This is a genomic window from Pseudoalteromonas sp. HL-AS2, from assembly GCF_031198805.1.
Lineage (GTDB): Bacteria > Pseudomonadota > Gammaproteobacteria > Enterobacterales > Alteromonadaceae > Pseudoalteromonas > Pseudoalteromonas nigrifaciens.
This window is the reverse complement of sequence record NZ_CP133571.1, coordinates 2,260,188-2,278,091: the sequence shown is the minus strand read 5'-3', so window position 1 is coordinate 2,278,091 and position 17,904 is coordinate 2,260,188. Positions and strand designations below refer to the sequence as shown.

Here is a 17,904-nt window from a genome sequence, read left to right as displayed (position 1 = left end):
TTAAAGGCGAGTTTTTTGACTTTTAAGTTTGTCGGATTTTGCTAATTTATAGCCTAAAAACAATCCGCTCAATGCTCCAAATAAGTGGCTTTCAAACGAAATATGCAAGCGCTGTGGTAGTACACCCCAAACAAATCCGCTGTAAAGTAGGGCAACGACAACAGCAATAACAATGGATTTAAATGAACGTCTAATTACGCCATAGCAAAGTATAAAACCCCACAACCCATATATAACGCCACTTAAACCAACATGAATATTACTACGACCAAATGCCCATACTAAAAAACCACCTACTAATGCGGTAAAAATAAATACGTTATAAAAACGCTTAACGCTGTATTGGCAAATCAACCAACTTAAAACCATAAAAGGCAGCATGTTACTGGCAAAGTGCCACCAACTGCCATGTAAAAATGGCGCGCTCAGTATGCCAATTAAGCCATTAATGCTGCGCGGATAAATGCCAAAACCATTAAGATTAATGCCAGGTAAGCTATTAATTAGCTGTAAAAAAAAGCAAATTGTAACAATACTAAAAATAGCGAAGCGTTTGCTTGTTAGTAATGACCGTGTGGTTGGCTTGGTTGCCATATAATAGTCCTAGTTGAGCTTAATAGTTGCCAGTATAGGAATTGTATTTACTAATGCAAAGCAATTAAAAAAGCACAGCATTAAATGCTGTGCTTTTTTACTTATAAATCGCTATTAACCTAGTTTGGTTAGTAGCTTTTTAGCAGCAAGTTCTGAGCTTGCTGGGTTTTGACCGGTAATTACTAGGCCATCTTCGAGTACAAGTACACCCCAGTCATCTGTTTTTTGATAGTCGCCGCCTTTTTTAATTAGTTCGTCTTCAACTAAAAATGGCACTATGTCGGTAAGTTGTACCGCAGCTTCTTCGCTGTTAGTAAAACCAGTTACTTTTTTACCAGCAACCAGTGCGTTGCCATCGGCATCTTTAGTATTTAAAAATACGGCACTGGCATGACAAACAGCCGCTACTGGCTTTTGCTCTTTAATAAAGTTTTCAATAAGTGCAATAGAGTCGGTGTTTTCTACTAAGTCCCATAGTGGGCCGTGGCCGCCTGGGTAAAATACCGCGTCAAAATCTGTCGAATTTACTTCACTAAGCACTTTGGTATTGGCCATTAATGCTTGTGCGGCGCTGTCTGCGTCGTAGCGTTTAGTTGCATCAGTTTGAAAATCAGCAAGAGTACTTGTAGGGTCTATCGGGGGCTGGCCGCCATTTGGCGATGCAAGAGTGACTTCAACGCCTGCATCTCTAAATGCGTAATAAGGGGCTGCGAATTCTTCTACCCAAAAACCTGTCTTTTCACCTGTGTTGCCCAATTCTGCATGTGAGGTTAAAACCATAAGTATTTTTTTAGCCATTAGAATATTCCTTTTGATGATTTAAATTAGTTAACTTTGCTACCAACTACTATATGCACTAATAATGCTTTAAACAACGATGATAAATTTAACTTTATTGATTTAATAATTGATACAATAATACAGTGGATTTAGGAGATGTTATGAAAGTGTCGTTTGAGCAGTTAAAAAGTATGGTGGTGTTTGCACAAATTGTAGAGCAGGGTAGTTTAACCGCTGCGGCTAAGCATTTAGGTTTAACGCGTGCGGTGGCAAGTTACCATTTAAAAAAATTAGAAACCCAACTTGAAATTACCCTACTAAATCGCTCAACACGCACTATGGCATTAACAGAGGCGGGAGTGGCGTATTACGAGCGCTGCAGAATAATTACTGAGCAAGCCAATGCGGCAAATCAACAAATAGAAAATATAAAAAGTGAGCCTCAGGGGCTGCTCAAAATTAGTTGTCCGGTAAATGTAGGGATGCAATTAATAGTGCCTGCTATTAATAGCTTTAAACGCCAATACCCCAAAATTAACATAGACCTACAACTTAGCGATGATGTAGTTGATATTATAAAGCATGGTTTTGATTTTGCCATTCGTGGGGTGGCGCTAAGCGACTCTAATTTACAAGCAACGAAACTCACAACAATGAGTACCTGTATTTGTGGCTCGCCAGATTACTTTGCTCATTTTGGCAAACCTAAAAACCCTGTTGAGTTAGCTCAGCATCAATGGGTGGTGTATCAATTGGGCAGTAAAACGTTAACCCTTTCAAAAGAAGGTAAAAAATACGACATTACAATGCAAGGCGGTTTAAGTACCAATAACGCTGCTGCCCGTACTGCTTTTGTTGAAGCCGGGCATGGCATAGGCCGTATACCGCTGTACGATGCGTGGCCTAAAGTGCAAGCAGGGTTGCTAGAAATTATATTAGACGATTACAAAAGCAAAGATATTGAGCTTTATGGGGTGTTTCCGCCAGGAGCAGCAGGCTCTAAAAAATTGCGGCTATTTATAGATTATTTAAAAGCCTACTTTGTAAAACAACATACTGCTTTAGGCATGCTAAAAAATATTTAACATGAACGCTGGTTAAAAGATTTATTATCCAGCGTTTGGATTAATTTAAACATCTAATTTATAAAGTGCGGTTAAATAATGCCACAGCTTGTTGATACATACTTATTGCAAGCGCTGCGTCGTATCGCTCACCTTCGTCGCGCATAAAGGCATGTTGTGCGTTTACTTCTTGCCATTGGTAATTTATACCCGTATTAACGCATTGCTGATAAATTTTAGTGCGGCCTTCTTGCGGCACATGTGGATCTTGTTTACCCCATATAAAGTGAATTTCGCCTTGTACATCAGCCATACGTTCAAATGAATTATTACCTGCTTTTGCTGGTAATGTATTACTGTGAATATCGGTTGCGTATAAACAAAATGCAGCTTTAATTTCAGGGTTTAATGCGGCTCTATATGCTAAATGCCCACCAATACATACACCCATTACACCAAGCGTACCTGTGCAATAGTTTTGTTGTTTTACAAAGTCGATCATGGCTTGGGTGTCGCTATCGTGATGCTCTAAAGGTTTAGCCCATTTGTCGGCATTACCTTTGTCTTTACCTGCGTCGTCGTAAGCGAGCACAGTGCCAATAGGATTTAACTCATGAAATACTTCAGGTACTAATACTACAAAGCCATGGCTTGCTAAAATAGCGGCGCTGCGGGCAATAGGGGCGGTTTGCTGAAAAATTTCAGAGTAAAAAATAAGTGCAGGAAACAACCCTTGCGCCTGAGGGCGGTATATAGTGGTTCGCATCAACCCTGTAGGGGTAGGCAAGTCGGCGTTATGTTGTTCGATGATCATAATTGCGCTCAGTTATATAAATTTATATGGTAACTGAGCGCGATAAAATATACGACTAGTTAAAGGCTAGCAGGCATTTTATTGCAGCTTGCGTAGTAGCTAACGGTTGCTGGCCAGTCGGAAAATATAGCCATTACGCCAACATCTTGCGCAAGTACATCAACTACTTTCATCATATCGCCATCGTTATTTATTACATCAGCAATCGATTGATAGTAATAGCCACCACCTTGGTTAAGTGGGCCTGAGCGCTCAAGGCTCCATGCAATAAGCTCTAAGCCTGCAGCTTTAGCGGCAATTGCGTATTGTGATGGCACAATATTGCTTTCTTTATCTATTTTTAACATCATCCAAATAGGTGGGGCTAAAATTTTCACCCCATTAGTAACCAGTTCATCCATGCTAGGTTGCCATGTTTGTGGATTACTTGGATCGAACCCAGCATCGCTATCGCGCCCGTCAAGATAGACACTTTGATCAGCAAAATCAGGATTGTTGTTTATCCAATATTTTACGTCATCAAGATTAAATGATTGCGGGTATACTCGCGACGCCGGTATATCCATTTGAGTGTATTCATCTAACATTTTTTGCGCGTATTGCTCTTGCGTCATGCCTTTAAAAGGCATGCTAACTTCTGGTGATTTAAGCTCAGGGGTCATTTTTACCCCGAGTGCTTTAAATAACGCAATACTTTGTTTATGCGTCATTAATGTGCCATTAGTTGCGTATAAGTCGGTGCGCCAACTAGGTGTGCCCTGCATATACTGTGCAACAGTAGTTGCTTGAATGTTTGCACCATCCATTTTGCCTTTAAGCGTTAAAAACTCGCTCAAGCTAATGTCGCTAGTACAGCACTTTGCAGAGGCGGTTACTGCGTTTTCAGCGTCGGCGGGGATAAATGGTTCGCTGCATTTAGCAGCTAATTCAGGAATGGCTAAAATATTGGTTGTGGTGTGTAAATCGCATTGTGAATGGCGACATACAAGCTCATTATCGTTTGTAAATGTAACATCGCACTCTACAACACCTGCGCCCATTCTTGCTGCAGCAGTGTAGGCTTCTTTAGTGTGCTCAGGGTACTGCATAGACGCACCGCGATGCCCAATTGAAAAGTCGGTGCGATAAAAAGGGCCTTCACTACACGATTCTAATTGTGCCTTTAAATCACCAGCGTCCATATCGTTAATTAAATAATAAGGACGCGTACCCAGTTGAGTATTTTGTTTGTTAATTAGTGTATTGCTACAGCCAGTAATTATAAAAATAAAACAGGCGACTAAAATTATTTTATCGAGCATTTAAAACAACTTTAAATTATTAAGATAATGTAAGTGTAGCGCTATTTTATGGCACTTTTATTAAAGTATTGATTCACCAATAATGCAGCTAAAATAATTCCAGCACCAATAGCTAGCCTGAATAAATCGGCATCTCTGTTCCAAATAAGCACATTAACAATAATACCAGCAGGGATCAGTAAGTTATTCATTACCGCCAGCGCCCCCACATTTACTAAGGTAGCCCCTTTGTTCCAAACAAAATAACCAAACCCAGACGCTACGATTCCTAAATAAATAAGCACGCTCCATTGAGTTGTGGTTGTCGGTAGTTTATCGGTATTGCCAAACAGCAGGTAGCACACTAAAGCAACGCACAAAGCGCCGATAAAAAACCAACCGAACACCGATTTGTGCTCAAGAGTACTGTTACTCATTAAGCGTTTATAGGCCACTTGGCCAATGGCAAAGCACAGGTTAGCCGCTTGGACTAATAATAAGCCAAGCAAAAAGTCGCTACTTATGCCTTCATACCTAATGGCTACCGCGCCGCCAATAGCAATAATAGCAACAATAAAAAAGCGAGGGTTAAAGTGTTTTTCTAAAGCATCGTTTAGTAGGGTGATATAAAGCGGGGTCATCACTGTAAATAGTAGTACTTCAGGCACGCTTAAATATAAAAATGAGTGATAGTAAAAGCTGTACATAGCACCAAGTTGCACTGCACCAATAAGCATTAATTTTAACGCCAATGGTTTAGGAGTCTGTTTAACCTTTAAAAACGGTAAAAAGATTAATGCAGCCAGTGCAATGCGGATTAGCACACTAAACCATGCATCAACTTGGCCTGCTAAATACACACCAATTAAGCTAAACGAGAACGCCCATAATAGGGTGACGGCAAACAAGTAAGCCATGGTTTTTATAACTCCAAATAAAACAACGAGTTTAACCTAGATAATAAAAAAGGGTAATAGTCCACTTGATAAATAAGTGGACTAAAAAGTAACTATTGTGAACTTACAAATTGCTTTGCTTGTAGTTTTAAATGCTCTAGCGCTTTTTTATTGTAGTAGCGGTTATGGCTAATAACGCCTTGTAATGATTGCGTGTTACGAATATCAACTAACGGATTGCGCGCTAAAATAATAATATCTGCCACTTTACCTACCTCTAAACTGGTAAATTGCTGCGTTTTTCCTAAAAATTTAGGCCCAGCTATTGTGGCACTTTGTAGTGTTTGTAACGGGGTAAGCCCATAATCACTAAAAATAGCGAGTTCTTGATGCAACGACAATCCCGGATAAATATAAGAATTTAAAAAACCGGCGTCGGTACCTGCAATAATTGATACGCCAGCTTGCTGCACCCAAGGGAGTAATTTTGCCGTTTTTATAAAGCGCTCTTTGCGTTGTGTTATTTGCTCAGGGGTATCTTTATTTGCGCGATCAACTCGCCATTGGTAGGTGGCTTTTAATCCTTTGCCTAAATAATTTAGGTACTCGTCTTGCTGATGGTCGTTTTCATCAATGTAGGCCGTAATTTGGCCGCCAATTAAGGTAGGCACAACAGCGGTATTATTTTTTGCGAGTACGCGATATTTTTTCATTGCTGTGGCTTTGTCAACATGCTCAGTAATAATTGGCAGCGCACTGGAGTAGCTCAGTATACCTGATTTTACCTTAGCAGAAATTTCTTGTTCGTTATCGGCGGCGGCTTTTAACATGTAGGTCATATGCTCAATCGCATCAAGCCCTGCGTTTGACACATCGGTTACCGAAAGCGAAAAAGGAATATGCCCCGAAATTTGATAACCGCGCTTTTTAACTTCTTTTACTGCTTGTAAGTATAACTGTGGCGTTAAAGCGCTGTCGGTAATTTTAATAAAATCGACATTCATGGCCTCAAGTTTATCAATGGCGGCGTGCATTTCTGCGCTGGTTTCTACTTCTAAGTCGCCAGGCCAAATTGAGTCTTTACCTTCTAGCTTTGGCCCTGAGGTATAAATAGTAGGGCCTATTAATGTGCCTTGATTAATTTGCTCGCGCCATTGTAATACCGATTCACTTAAATCAGCGGCTGCATCGCGCACTGTGGTTATGCCATAGGCTAAATATAACGGCAGTAACTGTTTGTTTTCTGTTATTAGTTGCTCACCGCCGCCAAAGTGTACATGCATATCCCAAAGCCCAGGCATTACATATTGACCACTGGCATCAATTTGACTCGTAGCGCTGTAACGTAAATTTAGCTCATTGCCGCCGCGGGCTACAATAGTAGAGTTTTTGATAACAATGGATTGATTAGCCGTAATTTGCCCTGTCATCATATTAATTACATTGGCGTGGTTAATAATAATGTCGGCTTGTTGTTTTTGAGTCACTTGGTTACAAGCAGCTAAAATAAGCGTGATGGGGAGTATTAATATGAGTTTCATAGCGGCACCTGAATTTTTTATTCAGATTAACATAGTTGTTTAAAGTGGTATTTTCTTTGAGTTAAAAGGTTATAAAAGTGGGTTAAGTTAATGGCAATAAAAGAGCCCGCAAGCGGGCTCTTTAAAAGGTGTTAATTAGTTAACTAATTAGTCTACTAAACCACGGCGCTTAAGAAGTGCGTCGGTAGTTGGTTTTTGACCTCTAAATTCAATGTAGCTTTGCATTAAGTCGCGGCTATTGCCTTTAGATAGGATTTCTTTACGGAACTTATCGCCATTTTTGCGCGTTAAGCCACCGTTGTTTTCCATATGGGCAAAGGCGTCGGCTGCAAATACTTCAGTCCAAAGGTACGCGTAGTAACCTGCAGAGTAACCACCGGCAAAAGTGTGGCTAAAGTAGTTTGATTTATAACGCGGTGGTACAGGGTAGTAAGCAATACCATGTTTTTCTAGCGCGCTTTGCTCAAACTCTTCTACATCAGCTATTTTTTTATCAGAACCAAATGAATGCCATTCCATATCAAGCAATGCCGCAGCTAAGTACTCAGTAGTACCAAAGCCTTGGTTGAATTTTTGTGATTCTAACATTTTGTTAAGCAAGTCTTGTGGAATTGGCTCACCAGTTTTGTAGTGCTTAGCGTAGTTAGCTAATACAGTCGGTTCAATCATCCAATCTTCATTTGCTTGAGAAGGAAACTCAACAAAGTCACGTGCTGTTGCTGTGCCCGCTAGACTTGGGTACTTAACATCTGAGAATAAACCATGCGCCGCATGACCAAACTCATGGAACAAAGTAGATACTTCGTCAAACGTTAATAATGTAGGCTGACCTGCTGCTGGTTTTGGAATGTTTTGCGCGTTGTAGATAACAGGTTTAGTATTTTTTAAACCACTTTGTCCTACGTATGCACTCATCCAAGCACCGCCACGCTTACCTTCACGTGCGTATGGGTCCATGTAAAATAAACCAATTGCACTGCCATCAGCATTAAATACTTCAAAGGTAGTTACATCTTCGTGGTAAACCGGCAGATCTTTACGTTCTTTAAAAGTAATACCGTATAGTTTTTCCATAGCGAAGAATAAACCATTATGAATTACCGATTGTAATTCAAAGTAAGGTTTAACTAGGGCTGGGTCTAGGTTGTACTTTTCAGCACGTACTTTTTCAGCGTAAAAAGCCCAATCCCACGGTTTAAGTTCAAAACTTTCGCCAGAATCGTTAATTACTTTTTGAATTGCTGCAGCTTCAATTTTTGCTTTTTCAACTGCTTTAGGTGCAAGGTCATCTAAAATGCCGTAAACATTTTTAGTGGTTTGCGCCATACGCGAAGTCATTACATAAGAAGCCCAATCTTTATAGCCTAAAAGCTCTGCTTTTTGAGCGCGAAGGTTGGTTTCTTTAATAATAATAGGGCCGTTAGTTTTAGCCGCACGCTTAGTTGAAGCTGTAAACACTTGCTCGCGTAAGTCGCGGTTTTCTAGGCTACTTAAAATTGGCTGCTGCGTGGTGTTTACTAAAGTGATCATGTAACCGGTTTTGCCTGCTTTTTTAGCTGCATCGGCTAGGCTTGCAATTTCGCCTTCAGAAAGACCGGCTAATTTACTTTTATCGGTAACAACAATTACATCTTCTTTAAACGATTTTAAAACGTTTTGCGAAAATGCCGTTGAAAGCTTAGCAAGCTCAGAGTTAATTTCACGCATTTTTGCTTTTTCAGCGTCGTTTAATTTGGCACCGGCTTTAACAAACTGTTTGTAGTAAAAATCAACAAGACGCTGATCTTCTGCATTTAGTTTGCTTTTATTGTCGTAAATAGTTTGTACGCGTTTAAATAATGCGCCATTTAAGTAAATATCGTCTGAGTGCGCTGAAAGTACAGGCGCCATTTTCTCATCGATACGTTGATATTCACTGTCAGAAATTAATCCTGATAAGTTATAAAATGCAGTAGATACGCGATTTAATAACTCACCCGACAGCTCCATTTCAACTAACGTATTTTTAAATGTAGCTGGGGCAGGGTTGTTAGCAATTGCTAATACTTGTGCTTTATGCTGAGCAATACCGGCATCGAAAGCAGCTTCGTAATCTTTAGTAGAGAACTTATTAAATTCTGGTGCCATATATTGTAATGGGCTTGATTTGAACAATACATTGTTTGCGTTAATGTTTTGCACTTGTGTAGCGCTCTCTTTTGCCATGTTGTTTGAATCGTTTGATGTACAGGCAGATAATACTAAAACACTAGCAATAGTAGTGGCGATCAATGTTTTACGCATAGTAACTCCATAAAAATATTAGCCGAAATAGGCTGTGCGAGTCGAAAAACACAGTTAACTTATCAAATTTAGAGTTATATACAATCATGTTTATCGGTATTAAGCGGGATTTAAACGCAAATTAGCGAATAATAGAGGAAAAGGTGGGTAAAAGTAGCTCTAAATATAAACGTTTGAGCTACTTAGTTAAGTAAATAAGCAAAAAAAGTATCCAAATTTTAATTGTAACCTAGTACAAATTTTTTATCAGAGCTAAAGTTTACCGGTTGCTGTTGGCCAAATTCTTGATTAATAGTTGCCAGTGCTTGTTCTTGTTGAGCGAGTAAAGATAAAATTTTATTACGGTATTCGAGGCTAGTTTCAAATAAATTAAGGTCAACCTGCGGCTGCAAGGTTGCTAGTTTTTGAGCTAAAGTTAGTTGCGTCATAATGTTATCTCCAGTGCAAGTACACTATTTATATAGCACTAAGTACCATAAAAGGTTAGTTGATTGTATAAATTGATTTTATTCCCCTAATATTATGACGTGCTAAACTTAGCGAACCCTGAACCAGTTTTACTTTTATTTTAGACACACGTTTATAGAGCGGTATCTTCTTACTTATTTGGATAATAAATGACACTAGAACAATTAAATCAAATGCTTGCTTTTGTACTTTTTAGTTACAACGATGTGCAAATTACAGTGGTAAAAGTAATTCAGATCCCATTGATATTATTTACTATGTGGTTTGTGGTTACTCGTATTGGTAAGTTAATAAAAAAATCATTACTTAAACGTAAAATGAACCCTGATGCGGTGCTATTGTTTACGCGAATTTATTTTATTTTAAGTATCGCAATTTTAATTTTCACTTCTTTAGAGGTGTTAAATATACCGCTTACCGCTTTTGCTTTTGTATCGGGTGCTATTGCGATAGGTGTTGGTTTTGGTGCGCAAAATATCATTAATAACTTTATTAGTGGCTGGATATTAATGTGGGAGCGACCAATTCGTATTGGTGACTTTTTAGAGGTGGGCAATGCTAAGGGCGTAGTTGAAACGATAAACACTCGCTCAACCCGTATTCGCCGTAACGATGGCGTACATATGCTAGTACCAAACAGCCAATTATTAGAAAACACAGTAACTAATTGGACGCTAATTGATCGTAATGCACGTACCTCGGTTAATGTGGGTGTAATGTATGGCTCAGATGTTGAATTGGTTGAAAAACTGATGCAACAAGTGCTTGCAGATCATCCGGCAATATTACCCACCTTACCAAAAGCGGTGTTGTTAGATGACTTTGCTGAAAGCGCGATGATGTTTAGTGCTTATTTTTGGGTGTATGCAGAGTCTGAAACGATGTTGCGCCAAGTTCGCAGCGATATTCGTTTTAGTCTTTATAAGCAGTTTAAGTTAAATAATATTAAAATTGCCTTACCACAACGTATTATTCATATTGATGATAAAAAATTCAATACGCCACTGTAATTAGCACCCATTAAATATAAAGAAAAGTGGCTTAGCATTTTGGTGCTAAGCCAACTGAATTAGCGGCTTTGATTTAATTTTTTTAATTTAAGCGCTAAACCAACTATAAGCGCGCCAAATACTATAGCGTATGCAGCAACTAACCAAAGCAAGGTTAAAATGCCTGCACCTGGGTTAAATACTAAGTACAGTCCAAATATTATAGAAATAAAACCACTAATAATTAAAATCCATTCGTTACTAATTTCATTACGTAACTTTTGGGCTAAAAATATTTCTACTACACCAATTGCAATCGCCCACGCAGCAACATAATAAAGTAACAATAAGGCGGTAAGGTTTGGTGCAAGTAAAGTGACAAAAGCGGCAATAATACTCAGTAAGCCACCAATTAATAATAGCATCCAAAAGGGATTTGATTTTTTTGATGTTATGGCAACCCAAACTCTTAATATGCCATCAAATAAAAAGTAGCCAGCAAAAACTAATAACATAACTTGCAACGACGCCTCAGGTGCAAACCAGGTTATTAAACCAAACAGTATGGCTATAACACCACGAAGTAAAAGTAACGACCAGTTTTTGGTGAGTGTATTCGTAAGATTCATTTTAATCCTTAAGTAAATAGTATGAGCGCCCAGATAAGGTAGCTATTGTTATTAGCAGGGTCAAACAAGTTTAATATCAAGTCTATATAGCATAACTTTAATTTGAAACAGGTCAAATGTCCGCTATTTTTGTTTTTTAAAGGGTTTATTTTTAATTATTTTAAGAGATGTATTTTTTGCACAAATTGTTTTTTTTATGTTTCTTTTATGCAGTAAAAGAGCGTCAGGGTGTTATAATATTAACCACTCATTCAGCCTCTTTAATTCGTTTTGCACTCTCGAGAAAGAGGTCCGCGTAGCGTATCGCGAAAAATTGCCTGAGTCCGCTATTGTAAGTGGCGCAACACATCAACCGTTGAACAAGAGTGCACTAAAAAGGTTAATCCCCGACATGAAAGCAATGAAAAGATCTACGTTAGCAACCCTAGTAAATGCAGCGTTACTCTCTGCCGTAGCAGGCACTTCATTTTCTACTATTGCTGCTGAGCAAGCGCCAGCGGTAAAGAAAAATCAATTAGAAGTTATTCAAGTTACTGCTCGTAAACGTGTAGAAAATGCACAAGAAGTACCAGTAGCTGTTTCTGCACTGCAAGGCGATAGCTTGGATGCTTACAGCTCTGCTGGTATGGATATTCGTTTTATGAATGCGAAAATCCCAAGTTTATCAATTGAGTCTTCATTTGGTCGTTCATTCCCACGCTTTTATGTACGTGGTTTAGGTAATACAGATTTCGATTTAAACGCATCACAACCGGTATCATTGGTTGTAGATGAAGTAGTACAAGAAAACGCTATTTTAAAAGGCTTTCCAGTATTTGACGTTTCACGTGTAGAAGTACTACGTGGACCACAAGGTACTTTGTTTGGGCGTAACACGCCTGCGGGCCTTGTTAAATTTGATTCAGTAAAACCAAGCCAAGAATTTGAAGGTTACGGCTCGGTATCTTACGGTAGCCGTGGCGCTGTAGATTTTGAAGGTGCGGTAGGCGGTGGTTTAACTGACCGTTTATCAACGCGTGTATCAGTACTGTGGCAAGATAAAGACGATTACATTGATAGTCGTGCTCCAGGGTTTGAACAAAAAGACGCGCTAGGCGGCTACACAGATAAAGCAGCCCGTATTCAGTTTTTATACGAAGGCGATGACTTCACTGGTTTATTTAACTACCACGTGCGTGATATGGACGGTAAACCAATTGCCTTCTTTGGTAATTCTATCAAGCCAGGTACTAACGATTTAGTTGATGGCTTTGAAAATGACGTGGTTTACCACGATGCGGCATCACGTGCGACGCAGCAAGTTGAGTCAGAAGGTGCGAGCTTAAAGCTTGAGTGGGATTTTAATAATCACACATTAACCTCTATTTCGGCGTGGGAAAGTGCAGAAATATATTCTCGTGCAGACATTGATGGTGCTTATGAGGCTGGTTTTAGCTCAGCAGAAAGTGCTGATGGTATTCCTGACCACGATCAATACACTCAAGAGTTACGCTTATCAAGCAACTTTGCTGGCGATGTAAACTACCAAGTAGGTGTGTTTTACTTTGATGAAGCGCTGACAATTGAAAATTTCAGCTATAATACGTTTTCATCACCTGCGGGCAATCAAACCGGTTATGTACTGCAGCAACAAGATACAAAAGCATGGGCTGTATTTGGCTCAGTTGATTACACGATTAGCGATGATTTAAAAGTAACTGCAGGTCTGCGTTATTCAGACGATGAAAAAGAATTTTCTGCAAACCGTACTCAAAGCCCAATTGGTACTGGTCCGCTATCTAGTGGACTCATCAATGTAAGTGATGACCATATTAGCTGGGATATTTCAACAAGCTATAAAGTAAATGATGACGTAAACTGGTACACACGTATTGCTAATAGCTTCCGTGCACCTAGCTTACAAGGGCGTATTTTATATGATAATGATGTAACTACCGCAGAAACAGAAACGGTAACCTCATACGAAACAGGTATTAAGTCAGACGTACTAGACGGTCAAGGCCGTGTTAACGCCACTGTTTTTTACTACACAATGAATGACCAACAGTTAACAGCTGTAGGTGGTGGTGCTAACTTTAACCGTTTGTTAAATGTTGATAAAACCACAGGTTATGGTTTTGAGCTAGATTCTGAGTGGGTGTTAAGTGATGAGCTAAATGCTACATTCAACTTAAGTTATAACAAAACTGAGCTTAAAGATGACACGCTTAGCATAGCAGCTCCAAGCCGCCCAACGTTGACAATTACTAACCCAGTAGTAAATGGTAAAGTATTACTCGATGGTAACAGCTTACCGCATGCTCCAGAGTGGATTTCTAACTTCACATTACGTTATACCAAAGAGCTAGCTGATGGTGAATTCTTTGCTTATGGCGATGTTTCTTATCGTAGCAAAATTAACTTTTTCTTATATGAATCAGTTGAGTTTGAAGGTAAGCCGCTTGTTGAAACTGGCTTACGTGCCGGTTACGCATGGGCAGATGGCGACTATGAATACCAAGTGTCAGCATTTGTGCGTAACTTATTTGACGAGCAACAATCTATTGGTGGCGTAGACTTCAACAATAATACTGTAATGGTTAATGAAGAGCGTTACGTTGGTGTAGAGTTTAAAGTTAACTTCTTTTAAGCTTAAACACTAATAGTAAAAATACTACAGAGCCCGCTTTTATAGCGGGCTTTTTCGTTTATATTCATTAATATTACTGCTAAAGTAGCGTTAATTGATTTGCAAAATAAAGAGATGAAAAATGGCTGGATTTTGGAACTACCGAGTGATTTTTTGTGAAGCCACAAAAGATGAAGCAGCGCAGTATCAAATACATGAAGTAGAATATAACCTTAATGGTAAAGTAACTAATTGGTCTGAAACCGGAGCAGCTCCTTTTGGTACATCGCTTGATGAATTAAAAGCTGATTCTGAGCGATTAAAAACAGCGTTTGAAAAACCTGTTTTAAAAGTGGCGCGTAAAGCGCGTGGTTATGAGTTGGTTGATGTTGAAACAGGTGAAGAAGCCACTGGTGAGCCACCGGCGGGTTTAACGGAGTAATTTATAAACATATTAAAGGCGCTTAGGCGTCTTTTTTAGCGCTGTGATAAGGAATAAAAATGACTTTAAAAGCAGTATTATTTGATATGGATGGCACGTTAGTCGACTCTGAAAGCATGCACTTTGCATGTTGGAGCCAGGTACTTGCGCCATTTAATGTAAACTACGAAGAGGGTGAGTTTTGTCAGCGTTTTTCGGGGCGGCCAACGCTCGAAGCTGCAAGTGAAATAAAGCAACAGCATAACTTATCGGTTAGCAGTGACTATTTAGCCGATGAAAAATACCGTTTATTTGCACAATATGTAAAAACCAATTTACCAGCACTAATGCCTTTTGCAGAACAAGCATTAATAGCGGTTAAAAGCAGCGGCTTAAAAATGGCGTTAGTAACAGGCAGCGCTCGCCACGAAGCAGAGCCAATATTAAAGGGGCTTGGCTTTTATGATCTATTTGACGCAGTAGTCACTAAAGATGATGTTATTAATCCAAAGCCAGCCGGAGATCCTTACTTATTAGCACTCAAGCAGATAAATGTAGCTGCTAAAGATGCCATTGCAGTAGAAGATACCTTTACCGGAGTAACTGCAGCAAACAACGCCTGTGTTAGCGTGGTGGCGATTGCTAATAATCATACAAAAAACCATGACTTTAGCCAAGCCAGATACCGTATGAATGATCTGCAAGAGTTTTGGCAATGGCTACAATCTCAACTATAGTTTAAGCCACATTACCTTGCTTGGACGCGCTGATGTTTTATATTAAATTAATTACCTTAATCACAGCAGTACTTTTTAGCTCTATTGTGAGTGCAACATTACCCAAAGTGCTGCTTGCTAAAGTGTATGATGAAACTAAGCACAGCGATGTAAGTAACTATTTAGTTAGTGAAAAGTTTGATGGTGTAAGGGCTATTTGGACAGGCAAACAGTTTGTTACCCGACAAGGTAATGTAATAAACGCGCCTGAATGGTTTACAGCGCCCTTACCTAAAGTATGGCTTGATGGTGAACTGTGGACTAAACATCAGCACTTTGCGGTGCTCAGTGGCATTGTGCGCACTAAAACTCCCAATAATCATGATTGGCAAAGTATTACGTATCAAGTATTTGATATGCCTGATGCAAACGTGCCTTTTAGCCAGCGCTACAGCAATTACAGCCACCTTGTTGCTGGTTTAAATTCACCTCATATAAAAGCTATAAAGCAGCATCAGTTTACTAATAACCAATTATTAACTAACTATTTTAAAAATATAACAGCGCAAGGTGGCGAAGGCGTTATGCTGCATTTAGCAAGCGCAAAACATGCCGATGGGCGCAGCGATGCGCTATTAAAATTAAAGCCCTACTTAGATGCAGAAGCAATAGTGATTGCATACCTACCGGGTAAAGGTAAATACCAAGGCATGTTAGGATCGTTAAGAGTAAAAACACCGCAAGGGCAACTGTTTTCAATTGGCACCGGATTTAGCGATGCCGAGCGTGAAAGCCCGCCAGCATTGGGTAGCACCATTACTTATCGATTCCATGGTTTAACAAAAAATGGTTTACCTCGTTTTGCTAGTTTTTTACGTGTGAGAGAGTCACCCTAACAATTATTCAGCTCTATATGAGTATATATTTATTACTAGGTATGCTAAATTGCGCGGCCTTTTTAGTGATGTATGGTGATATATGTTTGTTGGTTTTGATTATGGTAGTTCTAATTGTGCTATGGGTGTAATGAACGAGGGTAACGTTCAATTAGTGCCGTTAGAGCAAGGAAAACATTACCTACCTTCAACACTTTATACCCACCATAGTGCGTTGGTAGTTGACTATGTTGCCAAGCATTTACAAGGTAGCAGCGATGAGCTTGCGTTTAAAACTCAGCGCCAAGCATTGCTAAATTCATTACCACGAATTAAATCTGACTTAGATTTACACCCCACAGACGAAACCTTATTTGTTGGCCGCGAAGCAATTAGCGAGTATGTGCAATTTCCTGAAGAGGGTTATTTTGTTAAATCACCAAAATCATTTTTTGGCGCTACGGGTTTAAAACAAGGACAAATTAACTTTTTTGAAGACATTGCCACCGCAATGATTTTAAAAATAAAACAACGTGCTGAGCAATCACTAAGCAAAACGTTAACCCAAACCGTTATTGGTCGTCCGGTTAACTTTCAGGCGGTAGGCGGTGAGGAGTCAAATCAGCAAGCAATTGGTATTTTAGAGCGCGCTGCAAAACGTGCCGGCTTTAAAGAAGTCGCATTTTTATACGAGCCACTGGCGGCCGGTATTGATTACGAGAGCAACTTAACACAAAACCAAAAAGTACTGGTTATTGATATTGGTGGCGGTACCAGCGATTGCTCGTTTGTGCAAATGGGGCCAAGCTTTCGGGATAAAAGTGACCGTGACGCTGACTTTTTAGCTCACAGCGGTAAGCGTATTGGTGGAAACGATTTAGACATAGCTTTAAGTTACTATGGCTTGATGCCGCTTTTAGGCTTAGGCAGTACGTTTAAATCAGGGCTACCTTTGCCTAATCAAGCTTTTTGGCAAGCCTGTAAAATTAACGATGTAAACTTACAAAGCCAATTTTATAGTGCTAACCATCATAGAGAACTTAGCGCACAATTGCGCGATGTGAGCGCGCCAGAGCTATTTAAGCGATTAATACATTTGCAGCAAAATAGGCAAGGGCATCAATTAGTACAACAAGCTGAGGCTGCTAAAATAGCATTAACTTCAGCCACTAATTATAACTGCGATCTTAGCTTTTTAGATGCGTCATTAAGTAAAGATGTTTCAGTCAGTGATTTAGCGTTAGCGGTAGATGATAGCATTAGCCAAATAGTCGCTTTAGCGAAGCAAGCTATAAATGATGCAGATACTACGCCCGATGTTATTTATTTAACCGGTGGTAGTGCACAGTCGCCTCTTATTAAAGCGGCGCTTAGCCAACATTTAGGTGATATTAAAATGGTTAATGGCGATCACTTTGGTAGTGTAACCGCCGGCTTAACTAAATGGGCTAGCATGCTTTACAGCTAAGCCATTAAATATTAAATATCTATTTGTCGGGTTGCTAAATACTTTTCGTAATCTGGCAAGGTGCGTTCAAGCTCAACATTCATTAATGGCGAGCTTAGGAGCATGTCAGCACTTACTTCATTACAGGCTACTGGTATGTTCCACACTGCCGCTAAGCGTAGTAGTGCTTTTACATCTGGGTCGTGGGGTTGCGATGCCAGCGGGTCCCAAAAAAACACCAGCATATGTATTTCATGCTCAGCAATTTTAGCCCCTAATTGCTGATCGCCACCCATTGGGCCGCTAAGCAATTGAATCACATCTAGCCCTGTGGTTTTATTGATTAAATGCCCTGTGGTGCCTGTGGCATATAATGTATGCTCGCTCAGTGCGTTTAGGTGTTTTATACACCATAATTTTAAAGCCGCTTTTTTACCATCGTGCGCTACTAGTGCAATATTTTTTTTAGCCGGTAGCGATTGTATTTTTTGGTCCATAA

The 17,904-nt window shown here is 39.6% G+C and carries 17 protein-coding genes and 1 other annotated feature; of the genes, 7 read left to right on the top strand and 10 right to left on the bottom strand.

Features of this window, described 5'->3' with window-relative positions:
• Together RB215_RS10605 and RB215_RS10600 are read right to left on the bottom strand one after the other, a co-directional pair.
• Entirely contained in the window at window positions 1-594 is a 594-nt protein-coding gene (locus RB215_RS10605) for a rhomboid family intramembrane serine protease (protein ID WP_309216335.1), read from the bottom strand.
• A gap of 114 nt (window positions 595-708) precedes the next feature.
• Complete coding sequence (locus RB215_RS10600) at window positions 709-1,392, bottom strand: type 1 glutamine amidotransferase domain-containing protein (RefSeq protein ID WP_309216334.1); 684 nt, start codon at window positions 1,390-1,392, stop codon at window positions 709-711.
• 143 nt (window positions 1,393-1,535) lie between these two features.
• Here RB215_RS10600 and RB215_RS10595 point away from each other — a divergent pair, with 143 nt between their 5' ends.
• A complete protein-coding gene (locus RB215_RS10595; protein WP_182678351.1) occupies window positions 1,536-2,459 on the top strand; it encodes a LysR family transcriptional regulator in 924 nt (307 codons plus the stop codon).
• 58 nt (window positions 2,460-2,517) lie between these two features.
• Here the strand turns inward: RB215_RS10595 and RB215_RS10590 are convergent, their stop codons facing one another.
• The 6 genes from RB215_RS10590 to RB215_RS10565 all read right to left on the bottom strand — a co-directional run bounded on the left by RB215_RS10590 (window position 2,518) and on the right by RB215_RS10565 (window position 9,680).
• On the bottom strand, window positions 2,518-3,252 hold the full coding sequence (locus RB215_RS10590; RefSeq protein WP_011328845.1) for a dienelactone hydrolase family protein: 735 nt from the start codon (window positions 3,250-3,252) through the stop codon (window positions 2,518-2,520).
• 59 nt (window positions 3,253-3,311) lie between these two features.
• The gene (locus RB215_RS10585) at window positions 3,312-4,553 is read right to left on the bottom strand and encodes a glycerophosphodiester phosphodiesterase family protein (RefSeq protein WP_309216333.1); all 1,242 of its coding nucleotides are present in this window, start codon (window positions 4,551-4,553) and stop codon (window positions 3,312-3,314) included.
• A 41-nt stretch (window positions 4,554-4,594) separates the two neighbouring features.
• Complete coding sequence (locus RB215_RS10580; protein ID WP_011328843.1) at window positions 4,595-5,449, bottom strand: carboxylate/amino acid/amine transporter; 855 nt, start codon at window positions 5,447-5,449, stop codon at window positions 4,595-4,597.
• A 92-nt stretch (window positions 5,450-5,541) separates the two neighbouring features.
• Window positions 5,542-6,969 carry an amidohydrolase family protein gene (locus tag RB215_RS10575; protein WP_086998837.1) on the bottom strand — a complete coding sequence of 476 codons (1,428 nt, stop codon included), beginning with the start codon at window positions 6,967-6,969 and terminating at the stop codon, window positions 5,542-5,544.
• 147 nt (window positions 6,970-7,116) lie between these two features.
• A complete protein-coding gene (locus RB215_RS10570; protein ID WP_309216332.1) occupies window positions 7,117-9,252 on the bottom strand; it encodes a M3 family metallopeptidase in 2,136 nt (711 codons plus the stop codon).
• A gap of 218 nt (window positions 9,253-9,470) precedes the next feature.
• Window positions 9,471-9,680 (bottom strand): hypothetical protein, encoded by a 210-nt coding sequence (locus RB215_RS10565; protein ID WP_011328840.1) that lies wholly within the window; start codon window positions 9,678-9,680, stop codon window positions 9,471-9,473.
• Window positions 9,681-9,869: 189 nt separating this feature from the next.
• Here RB215_RS10565 and RB215_RS10560 point away from each other — a divergent pair, with 189 nt between their 5' ends.
• Window positions 9,870-10,730 carry a mechanosensitive ion channel family protein gene (locus RB215_RS10560; RefSeq protein ID WP_011328839.1) on the top strand — a complete coding sequence of 287 codons (861 nt, stop codon included), beginning with the start codon at window positions 9,870-9,872 and terminating at the stop codon, window positions 10,728-10,730.
• A gap of 59 nt (window positions 10,731-10,789) precedes the next feature.
• Here RB215_RS10560 and RB215_RS10555 read toward each other — a convergent pair whose 3' ends face one another.
• Window positions 10,790-11,338 (bottom strand): HdeD family acid-resistance protein, encoded by a 549-nt coding sequence (locus RB215_RS10555; RefSeq protein WP_086998845.1) that lies wholly within the window; start codon window positions 11,336-11,338, stop codon window positions 10,790-10,792.
• A 391-nt stretch (window positions 11,339-11,729) separates the two neighbouring features.
• On the opposite strand from RB215_RS10555, the gene RB215_RS10550 reads away from it, so the two are divergent.
• The 5 genes from RB215_RS10550 (at window position 11,730) to yegD (ending at window position 17,426) form a co-directional block, all read left to right on the top strand.
• Complete coding sequence (locus RB215_RS10550) at window positions 11,730-13,967, top strand: TonB-dependent receptor (RefSeq protein WP_309216331.1); 2,238 nt, start codon at window positions 11,730-11,732, stop codon at window positions 13,965-13,967.
• Window positions 13,931-14,025, top strand: a sequence feature (Trp leader region). (Overlaps the previous gene by 37 nt.)
• 63 nt (window positions 14,026-14,088) lie before the next feature.
• Window positions 14,089-14,388 carry a hypothetical protein gene (locus tag RB215_RS10545; protein ID WP_011328836.1) on the top strand — a complete coding sequence of 100 codons (300 nt, stop codon included), beginning with the start codon at window positions 14,089-14,091 and terminating at the stop codon, window positions 14,386-14,388.
• Window positions 14,389-14,447: 59 nt separating this feature from the next.
• Window positions 14,448-15,104, top strand: coding sequence for an HAD family phosphatase (locus RB215_RS10540; RefSeq protein ID WP_309216330.1), 657 nt, complete (start codon window positions 14,448-14,450; stop codon window positions 15,102-15,104).
• Between the two features lie 32 nt (window positions 15,105-15,136).
• The gene (locus RB215_RS10535) at window positions 15,137-15,979 is read left to right on the top strand and encodes a DNA ligase (RefSeq protein WP_309216329.1); all 843 of its coding nucleotides are present in this window, start codon (window positions 15,137-15,139) and stop codon (window positions 15,977-15,979) included.
• A gap of 82 nt (window positions 15,980-16,061) precedes the next feature.
• Entirely contained in the window at window positions 16,062-17,426 is a 1,365-nt protein-coding gene (gene yegD, locus RB215_RS10530; protein ID WP_309216328.1) for a molecular chaperone, read from the top strand.
• 11 nt (window positions 17,427-17,437) lie between these two features.
• On the opposite strand, the gene RB215_RS10525 is transcribed toward yegD, so the two are convergent.
• Window positions 17,438-17,902 (bottom strand): methylglyoxal synthase, encoded by a 465-nt coding sequence (locus tag RB215_RS10525; RefSeq protein WP_011328832.1) that lies wholly within the window; start codon window positions 17,900-17,902, stop codon window positions 17,438-17,440.
• Window positions 17,903-17,904 lie beyond the last annotated feature (2 nt).

Coding starts and splice junctions, on each gene's coding strand:
- RB215_RS10605 (WP_309216335.1), bottom strand. CDS start 594: ATGGCAACCAAGCCAACCACACGGTCATTACTAACAAGCAAACGCTTC.
- RB215_RS10600 (WP_309216334.1), bottom strand. CDS start 1,392: ATGGCTAAAAAAATACTTATGGTTTTAACCTCACATGCAGAATTGGGC.
- RB215_RS10595 (WP_182678351.1), top strand. CDS start 1,536: ATGAAAGTGTCGTTTGAGCAGTTAAAAAGTATGGTGGTGTTTGCACAA.
- RB215_RS10590 (WP_011328845.1), bottom strand. CDS start 3,252: ATGATCATCGAACAACATAACGCCGACTTGCCTACCCCTACAGGGTTG.
- RB215_RS10585 (WP_309216333.1), bottom strand. CDS start 4,553: ATGCTCGATAAAATAATTTTAGTCGCCTGTTTTATTTTTATAATTACT.
- RB215_RS10580 (WP_011328843.1), bottom strand. CDS start 5,449: ATGGCTTACTTGTTTGCCGTCACCCTATTATGGGCGTTCTCGTTTAGC.
- RB215_RS10575 (WP_086998837.1), bottom strand. CDS start 6,969: ATGAAACTCATATTAATACTCCCCATCACGCTTATTTTAGCTGCTTGT.
- RB215_RS10570 (WP_309216332.1), bottom strand. CDS start 9,252: ATGCGTAAAACATTGATCGCCACTACTATTGCTAGTGTTTTAGTATTA.
- RB215_RS10565 (WP_011328840.1), bottom strand. CDS start 9,680: ATGACGCAACTAACTTTAGCTCAAAAACTAGCAACCTTGCAGCCGCAG.
- RB215_RS10560 (WP_011328839.1), top strand. CDS start 9,870: ATGACACTAGAACAATTAAATCAAATGCTTGCTTTTGTACTTTTTAGT.
- RB215_RS10555 (WP_086998845.1), bottom strand. CDS start 11,338: ATGAATCTTACGAATACACTCACCAAAAACTGGTCGTTACTTTTACTT.
- RB215_RS10550 (WP_309216331.1), top strand. CDS start 11,730: ATGAAAGCAATGAAAAGATCTACGTTAGCAACCCTAGTAAATGCAGCG.
- RB215_RS10545 (WP_011328836.1), top strand. CDS start 14,089: ATGGCTGGATTTTGGAACTACCGAGTGATTTTTTGTGAAGCCACAAAA.
- RB215_RS10540 (WP_309216330.1), top strand. CDS start 14,448: ATGACTTTAAAAGCAGTATTATTTGATATGGATGGCACGTTAGTCGAC.
- RB215_RS10535 (WP_309216329.1), top strand. CDS start 15,137: ATGTTTTATATTAAATTAATTACCTTAATCACAGCAGTACTTTTTAGC.
- yegD (WP_309216328.1), top strand. CDS start 16,062: ATGTTTGTTGGTTTTGATTATGGTAGTTCTAATTGTGCTATGGGTGTA.
- RB215_RS10525 (WP_011328832.1), bottom strand. CDS start 17,902: ATGGACCAAAAAATACAATCGCTACCGGCTAAAAAAAATATTGCACTA.